Source organism: Actinomyces sp. oral taxon 897 (genome assembly GCF_002999235.1).
Classification (GTDB): domain Bacteria; phylum Actinomycetota; class Actinomycetes; order Actinomycetales; family Actinomycetaceae; genus Actinomyces.
Map to the genome: position 1 here is coordinate 1,906,602 of NZ_CP027236.1, position 22,806 is coordinate 1,929,407.

The window sequence follows — 22,806 nt, forward strand, 5'->3', positions numbered from 1 at the left end:
GCAAAGACTGCCGCGCTACCAGTCCCCGCCCCGCCCCCATCAGGCGGCGCTGGAGGCGCTCGGCGCCCAGGCCTCCCCACGGGCGGTGAGGGCCAGGCCCGCCGCGGGCCCGTCCAGGCTCACGTCCACCACGACCTCCTGGCCGTCCAGGACCTCGCCACCCAGGATCATGCGGGCCAGGCGGTCGCCGATCTCGCGCTGCACCAGGCGGCGCAGGGGCCGGGCCCCGTAGGCGGGGTCGTAGCCCTCGTCGGCCAGCCAGGAGCGGGCGGCGTCGGTCACCGTGAGCGTCAGGCGGTGGGACGCCAGGCGCTCCTGCATCCTGGCCAGCTGGATGCCCACGATCCGCCCCAGGTCCTCCTTGCTCAGCGCCTCGAAGATAATCGTGTCGTCCAGGCGGTTGAGGAACTCGGGCTTGAAGGCGGCACGCACCCGCCCCATGACCTCGTTGCGCTTCTCCTCGGGGCTGAGCAGCGGGTCAATGAGGAACTGGCTGCCCAGGTTGGAGGTGAGCACCAGGATGACGTTGCGGAAGTCCACGGTGCGCCCCTGGCCGTCGGTCAGGCGCCCGTCGTCGAGCACCTGCAGGAGGATGTCGAACACCTCCGGGTGGGCCTTCTCCACCTCGTCGAGCAGCACCACCGAGTAGGGCCGGCGCCGCACCGCCTCGGTGAGCTGGCCGCCCTCCTCGTAGCCCACGTACCCGGGAGGGGCACCCACCAGGCGGGCCACCGAGTGCTTCTCGGAGTACTCCGACATGTCAATGCGCACAATGGCGCGCTCGTCGTCGAACAGGAACTCGGCCAGGGACTTGGCCAGCTCGGTCTTGCCCACGCCGGTGGGCCCCAGGAACAGGAAGGAGCCGGTGGGGCGGTCGGGGTCGGAGACCCCGGCCCGGGAGCGGCGCACGGCGTCGGCCACGGCCGCCACGGCCGCCTTCTGGCCAATGAGGCGGGAGCCGATGACCTCCTCCATGCTCAGCAGCTTCTCGGTCTCACCCTGCATGAGCCGGCCTACGGGGATGCCGGTCCAGGCGGCCACCACCTCCGCCACCTGCGAGGGCCCCACCTTCTCGGCGATCATGGGCTCGGCGGGGGTCTGGGTGCCGTCGGGGTTGACCACGGCGGAGCGGGCCTCGGCGGCCTCGGCCTCGCGGATCTGGCGCTCCAGGGCGGGCATCTCGCCGTAGCGGACCCGCCCGGCCTCCTCGAAGCGGCCCTCACGCTCGGCCAGGTCGGCCTTGGTGCGCAGCTCGTCCAGGGTGGCGCGCAGCTCCCCGACCCGGTTGTGCCCGGCCTTCTCCGCCTCCCAGCGCGCGGTCAGCGCGGTGAGGGACTCGGTGGCGTCGGCCAGCTCGGCCCGCAGGCGCGCCAGGCGCTCGACGGCGGCCGGGTCGGCCTTGGAGCCCTCCTCCTGGACGGACTCGGCCAGGTAGGACTCCTCCATGTGCATGCGGTCCACCCGGCGGCGCAGCTCGTCGATCTCCACGGGGCTGGAGTCCAGCTCCATACGCAGGCGGGAGGCGGCCTCGTCGATCAGGTCAATGGCCTTGTCGGGCAGCTGGCGGCCGGTGATGTAGCGGTCGGACAGGGTGGCGGCGGCCACCAGGGCACCGTCGGAGATGGTCACCTGGTGGTGGGCCTCGTACTTGGGGGCGATGCCGCGCAGGATGGCCACGGTGTCCTCCACGCTGGGCTCACCGACGAAGACCTGCTGGAAGCGCCGCTCCAGGGCGGGGTCCTTCTCAATGCGCTCACGGTACTCGTCCAGGGTGGTGGCACCCACCATGCGCAGCTCGCCGCGGGCCAGCATGGGCTTGAGCATATTGCCCGCGTCCATGGCGCCCTCGGAGCCGCCCCCGGCGCCGACGACCGTGTGGAGCTCGTCAATGAAGGTGATGACCTCGCCGTCGGAGTCCTTGATCTCCTTCAGGACGGCCTTGAGGCGCTCCTCGAACTCGCCGCGGTACTTGGCCCCGGCCACCATGCCCGCCAGGTCCAGGGCGATGAGCCGCTTGCCGCGCAGGGAGTCGGGCACGTCCCCGGCCACGACCCGCTGGGCCAGGCCCTCGACGACGGCGGTCTTGCCCACACCGGGCTCGCCAATGAGGACGGGGTTGTTCTTGGTGCGGCGGCTCAGGACCTGCACGACGCGCCGGATCTCGGCGTCACGGCCAATGACGGGGTCGAGCTTGCCCTCGGCGGCGGCGGCGGTGAGGTCGGTTCCGTACTTCTGAAGGGTCTTGTAGGTCCCCTCGGGGTTGGGGGAGGTCACCCGCGCGCTGCCGCGCACCTGGGGCAGGGCGGCGCGCAGGTCCTTGGCTGTGGCACCGGCCTCGGACAGGATGCGGGCCACGGGGTCGGAGGACGCCGCCCCCGCGCCCTGGGCCAGGCCAATGAGCAGGTGCTCGGTGGAGATGTACTCGTCCCCCAGGCTCTTGGCCTCCTTGCCGGCGGCGTCCAGGGACGCCAGGAGGGCGCGCGAGGGCTGGGGCTGGGCCACGGAGGAGCCCGCCGAGCTGGGCAGGGAGGTCAGGACGCGGCGGGTGGCGGCGCCCACGGCCGTGCGGTCGGCGCCGACGGCGGCGAGCAGGGCCAGGGCCACGCCCTCCTCCTGGCCCAGGAGCTCGGAGAGCAGGTGGGCGGTCTCGATCTGCGGGTTGCCGGCCGCGGCGGCGGCCTGCATGGCTCCGGAGATGGCCTCCTGGGAGCGGGTGGTGTAGTTGGTGTCCAACAGGACCTCCTTGGGTGATGTCGTGGGCGGCGACGGTGCGCCGCAGGTCTGAGAGGTTCAACCCACGACAAGTTGAGTCTATTCCACTCAACTTTGAGTATGACGCAGGGCATACGACGCCGGGGCGGGCCCGCCCGTACCGGAGCCAGCGGGTCAGCTGGTAGCCAGCCGGGCGCCAGCCTGGGCACCGGGTCCGCTGGAGGCTGGCAGGCCCCGCAGGCGCCGGGACGAGCAGTCCGGGAGGCCCCGCGCACCGCCACGGGCGTGCAGGCCGCCATTGGCCCTAGCTGGTAGTCAGTGAGGCGACGACCGCGTCAGCCAGGGGCTGGGCCTGCTCGAGGCTGGAGCAGGCCACGCCGACGAGCGCGACCCGCCCTCCGCTCAGGGGGACGAAGATCATAATGCTTGACGCCCCGCCCGGGGAGCTGGGGGTGTAGGCGTGCATGGCGACGTCGCCGATCGGGCTGCTGCGCACGGTGTACTGCCCCGGGACGTTGCCGGTGGACTCAATGGCGCTGCGCGTGATCTCCTCCGGGGGCACGCCGGAGTAGGACACCGTCTTGCTGTTGGCGGAGATGACCCTCAGGTTCCCAAAGAGTGTGTCAGCAGCCATAATGTCGACCACGCCCGCCTGCTTGCTGACCTTGTCGCTGGTGACGTTCGTCGCCTGGGCGTACCTGTCGATGGCGGCCTGGTCGCCGCTGGTCAGGGCGTTGCCGTCAATGGTGGCCATGGTGCCGGGGACGTCGAACCCCAGGCCCAGGTTGGGCGCGGTCACGTGCTGGGAGACCGGCGCGGTGGGGGAGGGCGTGGGACCCTCGACCACCGCGACCACGTCGTCCTCCTCGTTGTCACTCGCGCAGGCGGGAAGGGCCAGCGCCCCGGCCAGGACCAGGGCGACCGCGACGGCGCGGCGGGCGGGAGCCACACGGCTCATGAGTTCCTCCAGGGGCCAGGAGCAGCAGACACCCAGATCGTATACGGCCCCACCAGCAGCGTGCGCCACGGGCCTCGTACCGGACGCCGTCGGCCGCCCCGCCCTCGCCCTGGGGCCCCGCCCTCGCCCTGGGGGCCAGCGGACGCTAACCTGCCCTTGAGATACGTCACCCCTCGTGACGTCCGTCCGAACCTGAAGGAGACCACCATGGGACTTGGCGACCTGACCAAGAAGGCATCTGACGCGCTGTCCTCGGAGAAGGCCGAGGAGATCAGCGACACCGTCCTGGACAAGGCGGGCACGGCGGCCAAGAAGGTCACCGGGGGCAAGTTCGACTCCCAGATCGACTCCGCCATCCAGGCTGCCGACAAGGCCGTGGGCACCGACTGACACCGACTGACGGAGTTCGTGGCGACGCCGCCCTGCGTCCCGGCGACAGCGACGGGACGCAGGGCGGCGCCCGCGGCGGGCACGCCATGAGCTCCCCCGTTCTCACGAGCAATAAGTACCGTTCTCACGAGCAATAAGTACCGTTCTCACGGCGAATAAGTACCGTTCTCGCGAGAAGGGGAGGAAGGGGTAAGGAGGGCTAGCGACGCCGGACGGCACGCACCAGGCCGCCTACGGTGAGTCCCAGTCCCAGCAGGCCGCAGCCCAGGGCCGCGACCACCAGGACCGCGATAATGCCGAAGCGCTCGGTGTAGGCCCTCGGGCCCACGACCACGCCGTCCGTGCCCTGGGGGCAGGAGAGGCGGTACTCCCCCTCCACGCTGGTGGTAAAGGTGCCAATGGTGGACAGGCTGCCCCCCATGCCCTCCAGCGGGGTCACGCTCACCGGCGCCCCGGCCGGGTCGGTGACGGCGCACCGGGAGGTGTCCTCCCCCAGGCCCGGGGAGTAGATCGCCAGCTGGCGGGAGGCACCCAGGTAGACGCCTCCGCTGGCGGACAGGGCGACGCCGCTGCCGCCCTGTCCCCCGGTCAGCAGCAGGGCCGAGGAGACCAGCAGCACCACGGGGATGACGACCATGGTCACCAGCCCGACCACCAGGAGCCGCCACCGGTGCCGGGGCCGCGGGCTGCGCCAGGGTGGCACTGCCGCCGTCCTGGGGCCGACGGGCCTCAGGCCGTGCCTGGCAGGAGGCACCGCCTGGGGGTCGTAGCGGTAGGGGTTGACCTCTCCCCCGGGCGGCAGCCCCTGGCCACCGTCCGGGAGGGAGGACGACGTCGGGATACCGGCGTCCAGACCGTGCGCACGCCGGTAGGCGGCGAGCTCCTCGGGATCCAGGCGCTGCCCGTACCTGGGGCTGCCGTCCTCGTTCTCGTAGGGGCCAGCCACCTGCGGTTACCCGGTCCGGGCGCTCAGGCCTGCGGGCCCTCGCCCCTGGGGGCGGTGTTGCGGACCAGCTCGATAATCATGCGGAAGATGAACAGCTGGACCATGGCCTTGGCGGCGCCGGCAAAGAGCGTGGCCAGCAGGCTCACCACAGTCCTACCGGTGTTACTACCGTAGCCGCCAAAGGACATGAGGACCGTAATGAGATCAAAGAGCCAGCCCAGACCGTAGCCCACCAGGGCCACGATGAACAGCGCGTTGCCGTACTTGACGGCAAAGGCGCGTGTGGTGTTCATGAGGTTCCCAAAGAGGGAGTCCTGGCCCACCGGGGCATAGCCGCCCTGTGGTGCGTAGGGGGCACCGGCCTGGGGCGCCGAGGCGGAGTAGGGCGCGGGCCCGCCGGCGTAGGCGCTGGCCTGCTGGCTGTAGGGGGCGGCCACGGGGGCCGACGAGGTCATGGGAACGGCCATGGTGGGAGCCTGGGCGTTGGCCGCAGCAGCGTTGGGGTTCTGGGATGGGTTGTAGGGCTGGGTCATGACGTCTCCTGTGGACTCGGTACGTACCCGCGCATCCTACAAGGCCGGGCGCCTGTTGTCTCACCTGCTCCTACGGCGTGGCCCCGCAGGCAGCCGACGTCCCGGCAGCACCTGGACCTCGCCGTCGGCGGCGGCGGCGAAGACGCGCTGGACGGCGGCCTGGCGCTCCCGCAGGACCCGGTTCTCGGCCTCGACCCGGGCCACCTGGTCCTCCAGGGCCAGGATACGGCGCACGCCCTCGAGGTTGACCCCGGCGTTGCTCAGCTCCTGGACCCGCCTGAGACGGTCCACGTCCCGGTGGGAGTAGCGTCGCCCCCGCCCGCTGGTACGGGCGGGGGACACCAGGCCCAGGCGGTCGTACTGGCGCAGGGTCTGGGGGTGCATGCCGGCGAGCTCAGCAGCCACTGAGATGACGTAGACCGCACGCTCCAGGGCGTCCTCGGCGAGGAAGTCCACCCCCTGACCAGTACGACGCGCCCTCACCGGGAGGCCTCCTCCATGAGGGTGGCACGCGGGTTGGTGGAGCCCATGGCGGCCTCGAACGACTCCAGGGCCTGCCTGGCAGCCGCGGAGAGCTTCTTGGGCACCGCCACCTGCACGGTCACCAGCAGGTCACCGGTCTTCTTGGAGGTGACCACGCCCTTGCCGCGCAGGCGCAGCACCGTGCCCGAGGAGGTTCCGGCCTTGATCTTGACCCTGGTGGTGGAGCCGTCCAGGAGGGGGACCTCCACGGTGGCGCCCAGGGCCGCCTCAGCCAGGCTCACGGGCAGGTCCATGCGCAGGTTGACGGGGTTCTTGGGGTCTATGGAGTACACCGGGTGCCTGGCCACGGAGATAGTCACCACCATGTCCCCGGGCTCGCCACCGCCGGCCCCGGGACGGCCCTTGCCGCGCAGGCGGATCTTCTGCCCGTCGTGCACCCCGGCCGGGATACGCACGTTCATGACCTTCCCGTCGGCGGTGAGCTCGACGGTGGTGCCGGCCACGGCGTCGCGCAGGGACAGGGTGGCCGCCGTCAGGACGTCGGGGCCCTTGACGGGCTCGCGCTGGCCGAAGCTGCCGAACCCGAAGGGGCCGCGACGCCGCCCGGAGGTGGAGGCCCCGCTGGCGCCGAACATGCCCATGAGGTCGTCGAGGTCGGGCTGGCCGGCGCCGGAGGTGGAGAAGCGGACGCCGCCACCACCGCCGAACATACTGGACAGGATGTCCTCGAAACCCGCGCCCGAGGCGCCTGAGGAGCCTGAGGTGAAGCGGGCCCCGCCGCTGGCCATGGAGCGGATGGCGTCGTACTGCTGACGCTCCTTGGGGTCGGACAGGACCGCGTAGGCCTCTCCGATCTCCTTGAACCTCTCTGCCGCGGCGGCGTCGTCGGGGTTGCGGTCGGGGTGGTACTTCTTGGCGAGTACCCGGTACGCCTTCTTGATGGCGGTGGCGTCGGCGTCCTTGGTGACGCCGAGGACCGCGTAGAAGTCCTTGGTCATCCAGTCCTGGCTGGCCATCTCGTGTCACCGCCTCCTTGTGGTGGTGTTCGTGGTTCTTCCTATTCCTACTGGTGGGTTAAGGCCCTGCCGGTCCGCACCCGGCGCCGGCCGGGGGGCGCAGGAGCCGGTGGCCCCGCGCCCCCCGGGCAGGAGGCCGGGTCGCGCCTCAGGGCGGGTCGCACCCCCTGGGCACGTGCCTCAGGCCGGGTTGGCCACCTGGACGCGGGCGGCGCGCACCACCCGCTCACCCAGCCGGTAGCCGGGCTGGAGGACCATGGTCACGGTGGTCTCGGTGACCTCGGTGGACTCGGTGGCCATGAGGGCCTCGTGGAGGGTGGGGTCGAAGACCTCCCCGACCGCCCCAAAGCGCTCCAGGTGGAACTTGTCGGCCAGGACGGTCTCCAGCTTGGTGGCCGTGGTGGCGAAGGTCCCGGTGAGGTCGCCGTGCTGGCGGGCCAGCTCGATCTCGTCCAGGACCGGGATGAGGGCCTCGACGACGGCCGCCTGCCCCGCCTCGCGGTGGCCCGCGGCGCCCTCGCGGGAGCGGCGCACGAACCCCTGGTACTCCTGCTGGAGGTTGTACAGGTCGGCGCGGGCCCGGGCCAGGTCGTCAGCGGCCTGGGCGGCGGCGGCCTGGGCGGCCGCCAGCGGGTCGTCCTGCCCGGATCCGTCAGCCGGGCCGGCGGGCTCGGCCCCCGGGGTGGCGTCGGGGTCCTCCCCGTCGTGCACCGCGCTGAGGGCCTCCTCGACGGCGTCGGCCAGGGCGGGGTCCACGCTCTGGGCGCCCTCGTCGTGGCTGGTGCTCTCGGTACTCACTTGGAGTCCTCGTCATCCACGATCTCGGCGTCCACGATGTTGTCCTCCTCGGCGGGCTTGCCGGCCTGCTGGGAGCCGGAGGCCTGCGCCGCCTGGTCGGAGGCGTAGATGGCCTCGCCGATCTTCTGGGCCGTGGTGCTCAGCTTCTCCTGGGCGGACTTAATGGCCTCGATGTCCTCGCCCTCCAGGGCCTTCTTGAGCTGCTCGACGGCACCGGAGACCTCGGAGCTGAGGTCCGCGGGGATCTTGTCCTTGTTGTCCTTCAGGAGCTTCTCCACGGAGTAGGCCTGCTGCTCGGCGCGGTTGCGGGTCTCGGCGTTCTCGCGGCGCTTCTTGTCCTCGGCGGCGTGGGCCTCGGCGTCCTTGACCATGCGGTCAATGTCCTCCTTGGGCAGGGCCGAGCCGCCGGAGATGGTCATGGACTGCTCCTTGCCGGTGCCGCGGTCCTTGGCCGAGACGTGGACGATGCCGTTGGCGTCGATGTCGAAGGAGACCTCGATCTGCGGGATGCCGCGGGGCGCCGGGGCGATACCGGTGAGCTCGAAGGTGCCCAGCCGCTTGTTGTCCTGGGCGAACTCGCGCTCACCCTGGTAGACCTGGATGAGCACCGAGGGCTGGTTGTCCTCGGCGGTGGAGAAGACCTCGGAGCGCTTGGTCGGGATGGCCGTGTTGCGCTCAATGAGGCGGGTCATGACCCCGCCCTTGGTCTCAATGCCCAGGGACAGGGGGGTGACGTCAATGAGGAGGACGTCCTTGCGGTCGCCCTGGATGACGCCAGCCTGCAGGGCGGCGCCAATGGCGACGACCTCATCGGGGTTGACGCCCTTGTTGGGCTCCTTGCCGCCGGTCAGCTCACGCACCACCTCGGAGACCGCGGGCATGCGGGTGGATCCGCCCACCAGGACGACGTGGTCGATCTCGGAGAGCCTGACGCCAGCGTCCTTAATGACGTTGTGGAAGGGGACCTTGGTGCGCTCCAGCAGGTCGGCGGTCATCTCCTCGAACTGGGCGCGGGTGAGCCGCTCGTCGAGGTGGATGGGGCCGGCCTCGCTCATGGACAGGTACTGCAGGTTGATATTGGTGCTCATCGCGCTGGAGAGCTCCTTCTTGGCCTGCTCGGAGGCGTCGCGCAGACGCTGCATGGCGATCTTGTCCTTGGACAGGTCGACGCCGTTCTTGTCCTTGACCTGCTTGACCAGCCAGTCCACGATGCGGGCGTCCCAGTCGTCGCCGCCCAGGCGGTTGTCGCCGTTGGTGGCCCGGACCTGGATGGTGGAGAAGCCGTCCTCGTCCTTGCCGACCTCCAGCAGGGAGACGTCGAAGGTGCCGCCGCCCAGGTCGAAGACGAGGATGAGCTCGTCCTCCTTGCCCTTGTCCAGGCCGTAGGCCAGGGCCGCGGCGGTGGGCTCGTTGACAATGCGGTCCACGGTCAGCCCCGCGATGGTGCCGGCCTCCTTGGTGGCCTGGCGCTCGGCGTCGTTGAAGTAGGCCGGGACCGTGATGACCGCGTTGGTGACGCTCTCGCCCAGGTAGGCCTCGGCGTCGGCCTTGAGCTTGGCCAGGATGCGGGCGCTGATCTCCTGGGCGGTGTACCTCTTGCCGTCAATGGTGACGGACCAGTCGGTGCCCATGTGGCGCTTGACCGAGGAGATGGTGCGGTCCACGTTGGTGACGGCCTGGCGCTTGGCCACCTCGCCTACCAGGACCTCGCCGGACTTGGAGAAGGCGACCACCGAGGGGGTGGTCCTCCCGCCCTCGGCGTTGGGGATAATGGTGGGCTCGCCGCCCTCCAGGACGGCGATGGCGGAGTTGGTGGTACCGAGGTCGATACCGACGGCGCGTGCCATATGTGTGTGCTCCTTCATAGCTGGACGCGGCGCCCCGCGGCATGTGGCGGCGGGGCTGCCTTGAGTTTGATGCACTCAGACTGGTCGTTGAGCCGAGGCTTGTCAACCTTCGGCACGCCAACCTTGAGTCTGACTGGCTCAACTTTGAGAGCACGTCTGCTATTCCACCAATCGCACGTCCTGCCATGAGTCACTCGTCACATTCGGGCCGCCCCCTAGGTGCCGAGGCCTCGTGGCACGGTCATGCCCGCCGCGACCACGGCACCGGCCCCGCCCGTCCCGGACCCGGGGCGTGCCCAGCCCGACCGCGCCCGCCCGATCGCCCGGCCGCCGTCCTCAGGCCGTTATGTCCCGCCTGCGCAGGCTCACGACGTAGCCGCCCACGAGGAGCACCACCGCGTACCCGAGGAGGACCGCGAGCCCGCCCTGCCAGCTCAGCCCGGCCTGGACCGTCTGCGGGGTACTGGTCAGGCCGGGCTCCACCGGCCACACCGCGGACCAGTTCGCCCCGCCGGGCAGGAACTGGCCGACGCTCTGCAGGCTCTCGGACTCGTTGCACATGGCCGTGACCGTGGGCTCCACGAGGACCGCGAAGACGAACACCGTGGCGACCGCCGCCACCTGGTTGCGCACGAGCATGCCCAGGCCCACGCCAATGAGCGCCCACAGCACGAGCACCACGACCGCCCGCAGGGACATGAGCCAGTAGACCGCGCCGCCCAGGGCCGTGTCCTCACCGGTGGCCGTCAGCACGCCGGCAATGACGGCGACCGCCCCGAAGACGGTGACGACCGCAATGACGAGCGCCACAATGCCGCCGCAGACCGCCTGGTTGACGTAGGTCCGCAGGCGCGAGGAGCCGTAGAAGACGGTACGGGCCACCGTGTGGTACCGGAACATCTGGGTCGCCACGAGCACCCCGACAAGGAACGGCAACAGGTACCCGGAGCGGCCCACGTAGGAGTAGACGTACCCCCGGGCGACGTCGGCCATCTGCCCGGGGCCGTAGCCGCGCGCGATATTGCTGGTAATAAGGGCGCACATGCCCCACAGGCACGCCCCGATGAGCACCGAGGTGAGGGCGACGGCGCGGTCGCGGACCACACCGCCCAGCTGGGACAGGAACTCATTCACGGTCGGAAACCTCCTGGTGACGAAGACCATGGGAACGGATGAGGTGGTAGACGAGGTCGAGGCTCGGACGGCCCAGGCTCGTGACGGACACGCTCTGGCCGGTCTCGGCCACGACGGCCTCGGCCTCGGCGACCTGCTCGACCCTGACGGCGAGCTCGTCCGGACCGGCCTGGAGGACGTCGACCCCGCGGCCGGCGAGGCGCTCGGCGACCTCGAAGGTGCTCGCGGCCCCCCGCAGGCCCACGTAGCGCTCGGATGCCGCGACGACGACGTCCTGGTAGGGGCCCGCCCACTCGACCCTCCCGTCAAGGAGGAAGACGGCGTCGTCGATAAGGCCCTCGGCCTCGTTGAGCATGTGGGAGGACAGGAGGACCGCACGCCCCTCAGCCGCCATCCGGCGTATGACGCGCCTGAGCCACACGATCCCGTCGGGATCGAGCCCGTTGGTCGGCTCGTCGAGCAGGACGACGTCGGCGTCCACGAGGAGGACCTCGGCGATCCCGAGGCGGCAGCGCATGCCCAGGGAGTACCTGCCGATCCGGCGACGTGCCGCCGGGGCGATACCCGCCTCCTCCAGGACCTCGGTGACCCGGGACGCCGGGCGGCCGAAACGGCGGGCGACGGTGCGCAGGTGCTCGCGCCCGGTGAGGAAGGGGTTGTAGCCAAAGGACTCCAGGAGGACCGCCATCGGCTCGCGTCCCGATGGCCGAGGCCCGGGCAGCTGCACGACGCTTCCCCCGTCAGGGGTGACCAGTCCGGCGAGGATCGACAGGGTCGTGGTCTTGCCCGAGCCGTTGGGCCCGAAGAAGCCCTGGATCCGCCCGGCCCGGACGTCCAGGTCCACGTCCGACAGGTGGAAGGACCCGTAGCTCTTCCTCAGGCCCGTGGCCCTCAGGCGCGGACCCGCCGCGTCAGTCGGTTCCTCGTGCAGGGGGCGCCGCGACGGCGTTACCCTCGCCGGGCCTCCCAGGTCTCCTGCAACGGTCATCTTCGTAACTCCTTGTCAAAAAGGGCCTCACCGGCCAGTAGGGGTCATGAGCTCGTGGTCCGGCTCCCGGACCATCTGGGAGCGGACAAAGTCCGCGTAGCCGGGGCAGGTCTGCTGCCCGGCTCCACGCTGAACACCGGACAAAGTCCGCGTAGCCGGGACAGGTCAGACTGCCCGGGACATCCCAAGGTCCTATGACCGCTCGCCCGCGATGGCCTGGAGCACGACGGTAATGGCTGACGCGAGCGCGACGACCCAACCGACCTTGAGCAGCATGGGGCTGCCCGTGATGAAGCCGACGGCGAGGACGGCCATGCCGACGAGCATCGAGATCGTCCACGGATTCCTCTTCTTCTCCATGAGGAGCACCTCCTGTGACACCTGAACGCGAGCCGTCCAGGACGTCCTCATCCTCCGGCAGCGGCATCAGGTGGCGCCAGGGCACAAGGACGAGGGGCGGCCGTACGAAAGTACGGCCGCCCCTCGTCCTGGAGGAGGATGTCAGGTGCGTCGGGGGCAGACGAACACGATCCAGGGCGCTACCCGGCAAAGGTAGTTGTTCATCGGGCGGGTCTGGGTCGTCCGGTGGACACCGTGGCTCGTCGTCGATTCCCGCAGGTCTTGCGCACTCAGCCCCTCAGAGGGACCAGCCCCTGCTCAAAGGCCGTGACGACGACGTGGAGCCGCGAGGTGCACCCCATCCGCATCATAATGGTGGACACATAGGCCTTGACGGTCGACTCCGACAGGCTCAGCCGCTTGGCGATCTCCCGGTTCGAGGCCGCCTGGCACAGGAGCCTGAGGACATCGCTCTCCCGCTCCGAGAGGCCGAAGTCCTCTAGCTGCGAGCGCCGACGGTACTGGGAGGCGGCCTCGCGGACAATGCGGGCGTTGACGGTCGGCGAGACCGGCACGCCCCCGCCGACCACCGCGCGGACGGCCGCCCGGATCTCCTCGGGTGTCGCGTTCTTGAGCAGGAAGCCGTGTCCGCCGTGGGAGAGGACCTGGTAGACGATCTCCTCGTCGTCGAAGGAGGTCATGAACAGGACGCGGACCTGCGGGTGTGCCACGGTGAGACGGGACAGGGCTGTTGACCCGTCCATGACCGGCATGCGCACGTCCATGAGGACGAGGTCGACGTGGTGCGCGTTAAGGTAGTCGAGGAGCTCGACGCCGTTGGACAGGCGGGCGACGACCTCAATGTCCTCGGCGCCGTCGAGGTACATTGTCAGGCCGTCACGGGCAACGGGCTCATCGTCGACAATGACGACGCGAACGGGTGCGTCCGTGCTCATGCGCGGACCTCCAAGGGCTGGGCGGTGGTCATCAGCGGCATGACCAGGTTCAGGACCCAGGCGTCCCCGCTGCGTGCGCTCGTCAACGAGGCACCGGCAAAGAGCGCACCATGGCGCAGGGACTCCAGGCCCGCTCCCGTGGAGTCGGTGGCACGAGGGGCTGTGGGGACGCCGTTGACGACGACGAGCTCGACGACGTCGTCCTCCGCACTGAGCATGACCCGCACCGGTACGGCGGGGTCCCCGTGGCGCCGCACGTTTGTCAGGGCCTCGGCGATCACCCGGCTGAGGAGATCACGCCGAACGGGGCCGAGCCCGAGGGGCACCGCGCCACCGACGAGGACCTGGAAGCCCTTGTGGCGGAGCAGGGCCGTCTCGGTACGGAGCCGTTCCTCCGGCGTCACCCGCCCCGCGACGCCGTCGAGGGCCAGGACCTCCGACAGTTCAGCCCTGTCGTCGTTGCACCTGCGCAGGACCCAGAGGACGGAGCACAGCTCCGCCGTGAGGGTGCGGCACTGGTCGCCGATCCTCGTCATTGCCTCCGCGAGGGCGGGGTCGTCGGAGTGCGTCAGCCGCGTCGTCTCCGCCTGGATGGTGACGGCGGCCGCGAGGCGGGTGACCGAGTCGTGCAGTTCGGCGGCAATGAGCCTGCGCTCCTCCGCCCGGGCCCGCTCAAAGGCCGCCCTTACCCGCTGGTTGCGCCTCAGGGCCTGGTTGTCCAGGAGCCCAATGACGAGGGACAGGCCCGTCAGCACCCCCCACGGGAGGACGTTCACGAGGACCGCGGTGCCCGAGCTGGCGAGGCGGGTGCTGAGCAGGCTCATGGTGGCGGTGGCGGCGACGGCCAGGACCACGGCGGGGCGTCGTTCCCCCCTGGAGACAAGCACCCCCACCGGCAGGAGCAGGAAGAGGGCCATGAGGCTCCCGTACACCTGCATAGTGAGCCCCGCACCAAGCAGGACGAGGAGAACGACAGTCCTGACCACTCTCGGCGAGCCTCCCGACAGGCAGCCCAGGACCGCCAGCAGCACCACTGTGCACACAGCAGCCGTACCGATAGGCCTGCCCACGGAGCTAGCCGCCAACACGCACACAAGGCCGAGTGAGACGAGGCTCGCGAGGAACACCGTCGCACGCCTGCCGGGGGCCGCGAGGGGTGTGAAGCTACGAAGCATCAGTGTCCTGTCCGAGACGATTGTCCCTACCACCTGAGCCACGGAGAAGACCGAGGGCATACCCCATCAATCATCATACTTTACATACATGACGCAACTCATACACCAGGATATTCAGCCAGAAGCGCAACGCCTTTGTCGGCGGGTGGGCTACCCGGTCAGCGGCGCCCTGCTGCCGGGCCCCAAATCCAGGAGCCGTCCCTGTGGTGCCGGTAGAGCGTGCGCACTGGGGGATGCCACTACCAGTAAGGCGGTGCTGCGTCACCAGTACTGGCGCGCCGGGGTCCGGGCCGCTTGTGCCCTAGCGCGCCGCCTAGTCGCTGGAACCAGTACTGGCGCATCGGGGTCCGAGACCCAGAGACAGGGACTGGGAGCCAGGGGCCGGAAGGCTGGTGCCGGGCAGGTAGAACGACGGCGCCGCCCACCACGGAGGTGGACGACGCCGTCAGCGCCCGCACCGCGGCGGGCAATCAGGTCAGCCCTCGTGGTGGGCGTTCTCGCTGTGGGCGTTGTTGTAGAGCTCGACGAGGTCGGCGGGAATCCGGCCCCGGGTAGACACCTCGCGGCCCTGGGAAAGAAGCCACTCGCGCATCTCCTTGGTCTTGCTGTTGCGTACCGCGGGGCGCCCCTTGTGACGACGGCCTCCTGTGCGACGACCCTTGGAGGTCCACTCCTCGAAGGACTCGCGCAGGGCTGCTGCGTGCTCGTCTGTCAGGTCGATCTCATAGGTGACGCCGTCCAGTGCGAAGGTCACCGTCTGCGAGGCCTCGGAGCCGTCAATGTCGTCAACGAGGATCGTCTGTGTCCTGCGGGCCATGTTCTCTCCTTGAGAATGATCGTGAGTGTGCCGCTCCATTCATGCGGTCCCGGCAGTCACACTGTAAAACGAAACCGGGGCGGACGCAAACGAATTAGGGTCGTGTTATGTCTCAGCCCCGCGGGCCGGCGTCCACGGCGTCCCGGCCGTCGTGGAATAGGTGGTCGGCGATCTCCACCTGGACCATCTCCGCATTCGGGACGTCGTAGAGGGGCAGCGGGTCATTCGCGCTGGTCTGCAGGGTCAGGGTACCGCAGCCGAACAGGCGGTCCACCACGTCCCGGTCCAGCTGGACGTCGCTGATACGGCTCATGGGCAGGTCGTGGCCGGTCCTGCGCAGGATTCCCGAGCGTGTGACGACCCGCATGGAGGTCACGGTGTAGGTGGTGGTCATCCACCGCAGCCAGGGAAGGAAGAGGACGGGCACCGAGGCAATGAGGGTCACCGCCCACAGGATGATATAGGGCACCGAGCCCCAGGACACAGGCATCCAGACCGTCAGGACCACGGCCCCGGCCAGGATGACGACCTCAAGGAGCCCTGGCCACAGCAGAACCTTGGGGTGGGTGTGCATATGCCGGACCAGGACCTCGTCACGGCTCAGGAGGGTCTTGGAGGATGCCATGTCCTCATGGTGCCAGCGCCATCGACCGTACACACAGAGGCAGGGCCGTCCCGACGCCTCCTGCTACTCCCCATCGACCGGTACACACAGAGGTAGGACGCTCATGGTCCTCACCAGCGGCTGCGACCCACCGACCATATACAGAGGCGGGGCGCACCGGCCCGGCTGCGCCCGACCCCGTAGCCCACCGGCCACGTACACGGAGGCAGGACCGTTATGGTGTACCAGGCCATGGCGCGCACCGTCCCGGATCCGGACAGACCCGGATACCACTGCCCACCGAGGTGCTCCCCCGGGTCGAGAAGCTGACTTCGCAGACGCACGTTCTCTCTAAGCGTAAAACAAGGCGACCAACGCGGAACGTCGCGCACCGGCTCAGCCGCACGAGCCGGAGAAGCCCAGCAAGCGCGGGCGGCTGCTCCCGTGCCCCGGCTCAGCCGCCCACAAGCCCCGCCCCCACTGAGACAATGACCGGCACAATCCCCAGGAGGACGAAGGCAGGCAGGTGGCACAGCCCCAGAGGCACCACCAGGCGGACCGCCAGGCGCTGGGCCGCATCCTCGTCCGCGGCCGCCCGCCCGTCCCTGACGCAGGCGGCGGTCGCAGCCAGGAGCGGGCCGGGCGAGGCCCCGTCCTCCCAGCCGGGGCGCAGGCACCCCTCCAGGCGGCGGTAGCGCCCACCCAGGTCGTCGTCCTCGGGCGCCCGCCAGGCCTCCTCCCAGTCAGCCCCCAGTACCAGAGCCCGCCCCACCACGCCCAGGTCATCGTCCTCCACCGCCGGCCCCAGGGCCTCCAGGACCCCGGGGACGGAGGCGCCGGCGGCCAGCGCCGCCGAGGCCAGGTCCAGGACGAGGGCCTCGTCCACACGCGCCTGCCTGCGCTCAGCGGCCTGGACCAGGCGGCGGGTCAGGACGTGCCCCAGTCCCATGAGCCCGAGCCCGACCAGCCCCAGGGCGCTGCCCCACCCGCCGTCCAGGAGCACGTCCAGGGGCCGCGCCCCCACCATGGCCCCCAGGGCGAGTCCCAGGAGCGGCAGGGCCGCCAGGAGCCGGGCCGTGGTCCTGGGACCGCTCAGAGCAGCCGTGCGCGAGGCCTGGGCCCGGCCGGACTCGGCCACCCCCGCGGCCACGGCCTCAAGGATCCCGGCCAGGGGCGCCCCCAGCACCTGGGTGAGGCGGCAGGCCGCCAGCGCACCGGGCACGGCGGCCCTCAGCGCCCGCCGACGCTGCTCGGCCGGGCCCCGGGGCAGCTGCCACGTCCAGCGCCCGTCGTGACGGCGCGGCAGCCAGGCGGAGGGGGTGGCCGCCAGCGACGCCAGGGCGGGAGGGGTGCCGTCGGGGCCGGGCTGGGCGCCCTGGGTGACCCCCGCCCGTTCCAGGGTGCGTCCCCAGGCACGCGACGGCGTCGCCCCGGCGCGCAGGAGGGTGGCCACCTCGGTCAGGAGCAGGCCAATGTCCACCTCGGGGGTCGAGGCGCCCCGAGAGGCCGGGGCGGGGCGCCGTCGGGGCCCGGCAGGGATCTCCCGACGCGCGGGCAGGAGGAGGACGGCGCAGGCCAGGGCCAGGAGCAGGGCCACCAGGAGGGTGTTGGCGTCCATGTCCTCACCGCCTCACCCGGCTGGTGTCGCGTCCGCCACGCGGGGCCGCGGGCCCGTCCCACGTGGTCTCCCGGGCCAGGCCGGTGTCGCGTCCGCCACGCGGGGCTACGGCAGGACGCACGTCAGGCGGGCGGACGGGCGGGCCCTCACGCTCACGGCGCGGGGCAGCCGCACCGCACCCGCCGCCCAGGGCGGCCTCCACCGTGTCCCGGCCGACCAGGGCCACCAGATCCTCCACGGCCGGCCCCGCCCTGAGCACGCCGTCGTCCACCCTCAGCGCCTCCTGGCACAGGAGACGGCCCCCGGCGGGACGGCGCAGGGTGCCGATGCTCGTCACCAGGCGCCGGGCCCCGCCCGGGGCCTGCTGGCGCCTGAGGTGGATGACGGCGTCCAGGGCGCTGACCGCCTGGGCGGCGACGGCGTCCTCGCTCATGTCCGCCAGCGCCCCCAGCGCCGTGAGCCGGGCGGGCACGTCCGCCGGGGAGTTGGCGTGGAGCGTGGCCCAGCCGCCCTCGTGGCCGGTGTTCAGGGCGGTCAGGACGTCACGGACCTCCGGGCCCCGGCACTCCCCGAGCACGATCCGGTCCGGCCGCATGCGCAGGGCGGTGCGCACGAGCGTGGTCATGGGGACCGCGCCCACCCCCTGGATGTTCTCACCCCGCTCCTGGAGGTGGACCACGTGGGGGTGGTCGGGACGCAGCTCGCTGGCCTCCTCAATGCACACGATCCGCTCACTGGCGGGCACGAGGCTGAGCAGGGCGGCCAGCAGGGTCGTCTTGCCGGTTCCCGTGGCGCCGGTCACCAGGCAGGAGGCCCGGTGCGACACCAGGGCCGCCAGGACGCCGTCGAGCCCAGCCGGGACGGTCCCGGCGTCCCTGAGCTCGGCCAGGGTGAAGGCCCGACGGCGGCCGGTACGCAGGGCGATAAGCGTCCCGTCAGCACTCAGCGGCGGCAGGACGGCGTTGAGACGGGTACCGTCGGCCAGGGTGGCGTCCACAATGGGGCTGGCGTCGTCCAGGCGCCTGCCGCAGGCCGCGGCCATGCGCACGGCCAGGGCCCGGGCATCGGCCGGCGCGAGCCTGGCGGAGCGGACGGACTCAAGTCCGCGGCCACGATCGATCCAGGTGGCGTCACCGGTCACGAGGACGTCGGTGACGCCGTCGAGCTCCAGGAGCGCCTGGAGCGGCCCGGCACCCTCGACGTCGGCGTGGACGGCCCGGGCCAGACGCGCCAGGGTGCCCGCCCCCGCCGCCTGACGGGCCCCGGCGCCGATCGCGCTGCCCAGGTCCTCGCCCCGGGCCAGGGCGACCCGGACCCGGCCCACGTCGCCGACCATGTCATCGGGGTCACCAGGCAGGCTCCCCACGGTGGGCGTCATGCTGCCGACGGCGTGGCGGCCGCCGCGGACGGTCCCCGACACGGCGTTCACAACTCGTCTCCGTACTGGCTCGCGGACTCCCCCATCTCCTTCAGGAGGACGTCGGCCAGGGCCGCCACGGCCCGGTTCCACCGGCTGCGGCCGCTGGTGGGGTCCAGGCCGCGGGCGACCCGCTGGGCCAGGGCCTTGTCAGTGGGCAGCTGGGCAAGGATATCGGCCCCTGCCAGGTCCTCGATCTCGCTGCGGCTGAGGTCCTCACCGACGTCCCGCAGCAGGAAACGCACCTGGGTCCCCGACTCCTGGGAGCCCAGGGAGTAGGCCGGTCCCCGCAGGCGACGCACCAGGCTGACAGCGGCGCCCACCACGTACAGCTCACGGGAGGTCACCAGGAGCACCTGGGCCCCGGGGGGCGGGAGCTGGCCCCGGGGCAGGTCGATAATGACCAGGTCGTGGACGGCGGCCAGGGCCAGGATAGCGGCCTGGGCCTGCTCGACGGTGGCGCCGGCACGCCCGTCACCGGTCAGCAGGGCGGCACGCCAGAAACGGGGCAGGCCCGCCACCAGGCGGTCGGCCCGGTAGGCGACCTCCCCGGGGGGCAGGTCCGCCCAGTGCAGGCCCGGCCGCGCGTCGTTACCGGTGAGCAGGCCCAGAGGGCACCCGGGGTCGCAGTCGACGATGGCGACGTTGAGCCGGGAGGCCAGCTCCCTGGCCAGGCCCAGGACCAGGGTGGAGACGCCCAGGGCGCCTCGGGCGCCGACGACGGCCAGGATCTGGGCGCGCGCCGGGTGCTGGGCCGCCATGAGCGCGGCGATAAGGCGCTCAGGACCGCTGACGGCGCTGAGTCCGCGCAGGTCCAGGGTCCTGGACCCCGGTGGCAGGTTCCGGCCCTGTGGCCCCTCGATCAGGTAGAGGGTCTGCCTGCTGGACTGAGGCGCTACCTGCAGGAGTATCTCGGGGTCGTCCGGCTCCGGGAGGACCAGCGGCGGGCGGCCGGTACAGATGCGCGTCATCTCCAGGCACCAGTCCGGGGGCTCCTTCAGGAGGCTCAGGACGAGGACGTCCGGGGCGATGAGGGTGGTGTCGGCCGGGGTGTCCGGCCACTGGACGGAGGCCGCCCTGTCGTAGAGGGCGTCCTCCTCAAAGAGGTCGTACCTGCCTTGCCACCCGAGGCCGGCAGGCCCGCCCTCAGGAAGCTCGTCGTAGGTGTCTGGGTAATCGTGGTCCATGGCCCCTCCCAAGGCTGAGCCAGGCCAGGCGCCTGGCGGATGGCACCAGAGTGTGCTGCCGCACCGACAGGACGCATCTCAGTCATCAGAGCCTGTGGAAAACCTGTCGGGAAGCGGCACCTGTGTGCTGAGTGACGCCGCATGATCTCGCCAAAACACCGTCAACAAGGCTTGAGAAGCAAGGTTGACGGATGAGGCCAGGACGGCATCGGTCAGGCGATTGTAGTCTGAACCGGGGTCTCTCAGGAGCACGGGACCGCACCTCGTTCATCCCTGGTAGCGAAGCCGCTGCGAGCAGGGTCAGGAGCAGGCGCGTCCGGCACGACACGCCGGGGTGGCGTAGCGCCCCGGGAGACGCCGGGGTGGTACGACGATGACGCAACGATGGGAAACCGAGTCAAGCGGGCCCTCGTCAGGGGTGTCGTCAGGACGCTGTCAGCGGGCGCGGCAGCTGACGCCGGTGCCCTGGTGCTCCGGCGCTCTGGTGCTCCGGCGTGCTGGTGCCCGCCGGGGCAGGCGGACGCCGGACGCCTCCAACCGCTCCCCGAGCACCTTTCCCGTAACTACAATACATGCCTGTTCAAACATTACATGTTATGTTTGACATCTTTTCGTGAGACAGTATTGACGAGGTCTTAGAACGTCTGACGACACACACCGAGGATATCATAAATTATTACACACATACTAACATCTTCCGAGATTATTAAGGAGTTATTAGGTCTGCGACCGACTGAGTGGACGCCACAAATAGGAGCTGTGCGCACCGAGCACCCAGCCCACCTGGGACGACGGCCTGGACCCCGGCTGAGCCCCCGGGAGTGACGGGCCCACTGTCGACCGGCAGCGGGACGAGCTATGGGCAATAACCATATTGTGATCAGCACGTGAATCGCGTGCCCGAACGCCAGGAAGAAAGATATGGCCAGAATTAAACAAAACGGTATTCTGGGGTGGCTTCTGCGGGGTTCCTGGTTGACGTCTGCGGAGCGTCTCGTATATGATGGCCTCGTGCATATCGACATGACGGACGAGGAACGGGACGTCCTCATCAGGTGGAAGAAGCGCGCGGACACCTACAAGCTTGTGCGGATGAAGTCGGAGGCGATTGTGTACGCCGCCCGAGGCGTCGGCCTGGACATCATCGCGGAGATGGTCGAGCGGACTGAGAAGACGGTACGCGAGTGGCTCTCGGAATGGCGGAGGTACAGGCTGGGATCCGTGGTGACCGGGCATGCCGGAGGCGAGAACGCGGCGAAGCTCAGGAGGGCGCAGAAGGAGGAGCTGGAGGAGGTCCTCAGCAGGCCGCCCTCGGAGTCGGGAGTCAAGGCCGCCTTCTGGGACGTCCCGGCCCTCAGGGACGTCGTGCAGACAGGATTCGGAGTCGAGTACAGGTCGGACTCCTCCTGACCTGCTGCTCATGCGCTTCCTGGGAATGAGCCTCTGCTGCCCCGACCCCTTCGACAAGCGCCGCGACGAGGAGGCCATCACCAGGCGGATGACCAGGACCCGGCACCAGGTCAACGACCTGCTCCAGGAGGGCTGGGAGGTCTACACCGTCGACGAGGTCCGCGCCCGCCACGAGGCCGAGACAAGACGCACGTGGCCTCCCCGGGAGGAGGACAAAACTGTACGTGGACCGCGAGAAGGCGAGCCAGTCGTTCCTCGGAGCACCGGGCCTGACGACCAAGAAAATGAGGATCTACCCCATCGAGGGAAACCAGAACACCGAGCAGACCATCCTCATGACGGGGCCGCCTCCAACGAGAGACCGACGAGGGAAAGAAGACCACGGTCGTCCTGGACAACGCCAGGTTCCACCACGCCAGGGCCCTGACCGACCTCTACGCCCCCGGCCAGGCCCCGGACGCATAACACCCATCTACCTCCCCCCCCTACGCCCCCGACCCCGGGCCCCACGCAACACGTACGGGACGCCGCCAAGAACCAGCACCGCCAACCCCCGCGCGCTCGCCCCGGAGAAAACCTTCACGGCCTTCACCACCTACATCACCAACCGCACCTTCGACTACGACCTCGAGCACCTCCCAACCACACCACCACACACCGATCTTGTTTAATTCCGACCATAAACAGCCTGAAACACGAGCTTCAAGACCGTCCGAAAGACGTCCAGAAGTCCATCGGCCATGAACAACCCCCTTTTCTGGCTCACCAGGTCCTGGAGCCCCTTGGGCGCCTGAATGACCACCTGCCCCGGGTCGGTACTGAAGGGCGAGCAGGTGATGATGTCGTACACGACACCAACACGTTCACACCCTACCGCTAGCGGACAGGAAGGACGTCCCCGGGGCCTTCCTAACCGCACCCCCACCACCAGCAGGCGGGGAGGGCGAGCTGCAGCAGGTTAGGACCAGCACACCACAGGCGCGGACGACGGTCATCAGGGTTCTGGCTCGGCGAGGCACGAGGTTACCTCTCGTTGTCTGTTGGGTTCCGAGCCGACTCTAGCGGAAGTCATCGGTTCTTGTGGAAGTGATAAGTACCTGGAAGCAGTGGCTTCCGGCACTGACGATGGGAGCGTGTCAGAGCCCCTGAGGAAGCGCCTGGGCGCCAACCTACGCGCCGAGCGGCATCGACGCGCTCTGACGCAGGAGGCCCTCGCCGAGCACCTGGGAGTGACGGCCCGCTACCTGGCGGGCATCGAGCGCGGCGAGCGCAATCTGACCCTGGACTCCGTCGACGCCCTGGCCAGCCGCCTCGGCCTGGACGCCCTCGGCCTGCTCACAGGAAGACCTCCGCGCCCGTAACGACCCCGGGCCGCGCCCGGCGCCAGGCTCAGCGCCGAGGCCACCACGACCCACGACACGCCCTCGTGCTCGACCATCTCACGGGCATGGGCGGCGACCCCCTCCTCCACGACGTCA

The 22,806-nt window shown here is 70.2% G+C and carries 21 protein-coding genes; 3 read left to right on the plus strand and 18 right to left on the minus strand.

All coding sequences use genetic code 11. The features are described from left to right. Positions 1-39 precede the first annotated feature (39 nt). Positions 40-2,733, minus strand: coding sequence for an ATP-dependent Clp protease ATP-binding subunit (locus C3V41_RS07635; protein ID WP_106109779.1), 2,694 nt, complete (start codon positions 2,731-2,733; stop codon positions 40-42). Positions 2,734-3,016: 283 nt separating this feature from the next. After that, the gene (locus C3V41_RS07640) at positions 3,017-3,670 is read right to left on the minus strand and encodes a hypothetical protein (RefSeq protein ID WP_106109780.1); all 654 of its coding nucleotides are present in this window, start codon (positions 3,668-3,670) and stop codon (positions 3,017-3,019) included. Between the two features lie 207 nt (positions 3,671-3,877). On the opposite strand from C3V41_RS07640, the gene C3V41_RS07645 reads away from it, so the two are divergent. Beyond that, positions 3,878-4,060: an antitoxin gene (locus C3V41_RS07645; RefSeq protein ID WP_106109781.1), complete on the plus strand. Its 183-nt coding sequence runs from the start codon at positions 3,878-3,880 to the stop codon at positions 4,058-4,060. A gap of 199 nt (positions 4,061-4,259) precedes the next feature. Here C3V41_RS07645 and C3V41_RS07650 read toward each other — a convergent pair whose 3' ends face one another. The 16 genes from C3V41_RS07650 to C3V41_RS07725 form a co-directional block, all read right to left on the minus strand. Further along, a complete protein-coding gene (locus C3V41_RS07650) occupies positions 4,260-5,006 on the minus strand; it encodes a hypothetical protein (protein ID WP_106109782.1) in 747 nt (248 codons plus the stop codon). Positions 5,007-5,029: 23 nt separating this feature from the next. Next, positions 5,030-5,539, minus strand: coding sequence for a hypothetical protein (locus tag C3V41_RS07655; protein WP_106109783.1), 510 nt, complete (start codon positions 5,537-5,539; stop codon positions 5,030-5,032). A 60-nt stretch (positions 5,540-5,599) separates the two neighbouring features. Continuing rightward, entirely contained in the window at positions 5,600-6,022 is a 423-nt protein-coding gene (locus tag C3V41_RS07660; RefSeq protein WP_106109784.1) for a heat shock protein transcriptional repressor HspR, read from the minus strand. Then, positions 6,019-7,038 carry a DnaJ C-terminal domain-containing protein gene (locus C3V41_RS07665; protein ID WP_106109785.1) on the minus strand — a complete coding sequence of 340 codons (1,020 nt, stop codon included), beginning with the start codon at positions 7,036-7,038 and terminating at the stop codon, positions 6,019-6,021. Before C3V41_RS07665 ends, C3V41_RS07660 begins: the two co-directional genes overlap by 4 nt. A 180-nt stretch (positions 7,039-7,218) precedes the next feature. Then, positions 7,219-7,836: a nucleotide exchange factor GrpE gene (grpE, locus tag C3V41_RS07670; RefSeq protein ID WP_106109786.1), complete on the minus strand. Its 618-nt coding sequence runs from the start codon at positions 7,834-7,836 to the stop codon at positions 7,219-7,221. Further along, positions 7,833-9,683: a molecular chaperone DnaK gene (gene dnaK, locus C3V41_RS07675; protein ID WP_106109787.1), complete on the minus strand. Its 1,851-nt coding sequence runs from the start codon at positions 9,681-9,683 to the stop codon at positions 7,833-7,835. Before dnaK ends, grpE begins: the two co-directional genes overlap by 4 nt. Positions 9,684-10,019: 336 nt before the next feature. Beyond that, a complete protein-coding gene (locus C3V41_RS07680; RefSeq protein ID WP_106109788.1) occupies positions 10,020-10,817 on the minus strand; it encodes a hypothetical protein in 798 nt (265 codons plus the stop codon). Further along, positions 10,810-11,805 (minus strand): ABC transporter ATP-binding protein, encoded by a 996-nt coding sequence (locus C3V41_RS07685; protein WP_106109789.1) that lies wholly within the window; start codon positions 11,803-11,805, stop codon positions 10,810-10,812. Before C3V41_RS07685 ends, C3V41_RS07680 begins: the two co-directional genes overlap by 8 nt. Before the next feature lie 192 nt (positions 11,806-11,997). Beyond that, positions 11,998-12,165 (minus strand): hypothetical protein, encoded by a 168-nt coding sequence (locus C3V41_RS13125; RefSeq protein WP_165271603.1) that lies wholly within the window; start codon positions 12,163-12,165, stop codon positions 11,998-12,000. A 269-nt stretch (positions 12,166-12,434) separates the two neighbouring features. Continuing rightward, positions 12,435-13,100 (minus strand): response regulator transcription factor, encoded by a 666-nt coding sequence (locus C3V41_RS07695; protein ID WP_106109791.1) that lies wholly within the window; start codon positions 13,098-13,100, stop codon positions 12,435-12,437. Beyond that, positions 13,097-14,086, minus strand: a complete 990-nt coding sequence (locus C3V41_RS07700) for a sensor histidine kinase (protein ID WP_165271604.1) — start codon at positions 14,084-14,086, stop codon at positions 13,097-13,099. The genes C3V41_RS07695 and C3V41_RS07700 overlap by 4 nt, the downstream gene beginning before the upstream one ends. A 664-nt stretch (positions 14,087-14,750) precedes the next feature. Then, positions 14,751-15,092 (minus strand): histone-like nucleoid-structuring protein Lsr2, encoded by a 342-nt coding sequence (locus C3V41_RS07705; protein ID WP_106109793.1) that lies wholly within the window; start codon positions 15,090-15,092, stop codon positions 14,751-14,753. 112 nt (positions 15,093-15,204) lie between these two features. Beyond that, positions 15,205-15,717, minus strand: coding sequence for a PH domain-containing protein (locus C3V41_RS07710; RefSeq protein WP_106109794.1), 513 nt, complete (start codon positions 15,715-15,717; stop codon positions 15,205-15,207). Positions 15,718-16,150: 433 nt separating this feature from the next. Then, entirely contained in the window at positions 16,151-17,314 is a 1,164-nt protein-coding gene (locus tag C3V41_RS07715) for a hypothetical protein (RefSeq protein WP_106109795.1), read from the minus strand. Between the two features lie 4 nt (positions 17,315-17,318). Beyond that, positions 17,319-18,650, minus strand: coding sequence for a TadA family conjugal transfer-associated ATPase (locus C3V41_RS07720; RefSeq protein ID WP_106110736.1), 1,332 nt, complete (start codon positions 18,648-18,650; stop codon positions 17,319-17,321). An 89-nt stretch (positions 18,651-18,739) separates the two neighbouring features. Further along, the gene (locus C3V41_RS07725) at positions 18,740-19,918 is read right to left on the minus strand and encodes a cobalamin biosynthesis protein CobQ (protein ID WP_106109796.1); all 1,179 of its coding nucleotides are present in this window, start codon (positions 19,916-19,918) and stop codon (positions 18,740-18,742) included. A 1,011-nt stretch (positions 19,919-20,929) separates the two neighbouring features. Here C3V41_RS07725 and C3V41_RS07730 point away from each other — a divergent pair. After that, positions 20,930-21,328, plus strand: a complete 399-nt coding sequence (locus C3V41_RS07730; RefSeq protein WP_106109797.1) for a helix-turn-helix domain-containing protein — start codon at positions 20,930-20,932, stop codon at positions 21,326-21,328. 1,133 nt (positions 21,329-22,461) lie between these two features. Beyond that, positions 22,462-22,689, plus strand: coding sequence for a helix-turn-helix domain-containing protein (locus tag C3V41_RS07745; RefSeq protein ID WP_106109799.1), 228 nt, complete (start codon positions 22,462-22,464; stop codon positions 22,687-22,689). The last annotated feature ends 117 nt before the right edge of the window (positions 22,690-22,806 follow it).